Raw genomic sequence first — 704 nt, forward strand, 5'->3', positions numbered from 1 at the left:
AAGCAAAGCAACTAACATTGGTTTAGTATAAAACTAGCAATTTTTTATACACGGTGTTGTGCAACGTTTTTATTTCTTTTTTAAGTCAAATCCTAAATTGAGTTGTAACAAAATTGGATAAAAGTTTCCATTTCCATTTGTGTCAAAATAATAAATTGGTCCAATATCAAAAAGTAAGTGAAAATTTTCCCCATATTTTCTTTGAATTCCCCAAGTCGGACCAACTGTAAAATCAAAATCAGAAGTCCGATATACGTTTTCTGCGATTGAATTTCCACGTGTTACAAAACGCAACGAAACAAAGTTCCCAGAATTATTTTCGGTATTTCTATCTTTTCGATTTCTCTTGTTTAGGTTGTAAAACCATTTTTGTTGAAAATCAGCGAATGGACTAATTATATAAATAAATCCATTTCCTGCAGAAGTTAAGTCAGGATATCCTCCACCATAACCAATTCCGAGTGCTGAAGAAAAGGTAGAATATTGTCCTGTTGGAATTTCCAATTCGATTGCGGGATTTAAAAAATTCACACGCCAAATTTTTTTAGTTCCAATGTCATTTTTTTCTTGAGCGTAATTCAGGGTTGTTAAAAGTCCGAATAATAGAAACAGTAAGTTTTTTTTCATTTAAGATGGTTTTTAGATATTAAAACATTGTAGGAAATTATCAATAATTATGCCGTTTTCGGAAATGTTGCACAACG

Annotated in this window: 1 protein-coding gene; it reads right to left on the minus strand. The window is 31.2% G+C overall.

The window, feature by feature from the left end; translation table 11 throughout:
• Window positions 1–69 precede the first annotated feature (69 nt).
• Complete coding sequence (locus ACFQ0I_RS17365; protein ID WP_379944259.1) at window positions 70–627, minus strand: hypothetical protein; 558 nt, start codon at window positions 625–627, stop codon at window positions 70–72.
• Window positions 628–704 lie beyond the last annotated feature (77 nt).

This window comes from Mariniflexile aquimaris (assembly GCF_042676825.1).
Taxonomy (GTDB): domain Bacteria; phylum Bacteroidota; class Bacteroidia; order Flavobacteriales; family Flavobacteriaceae; genus Mariniflexile; species Mariniflexile aquimaris.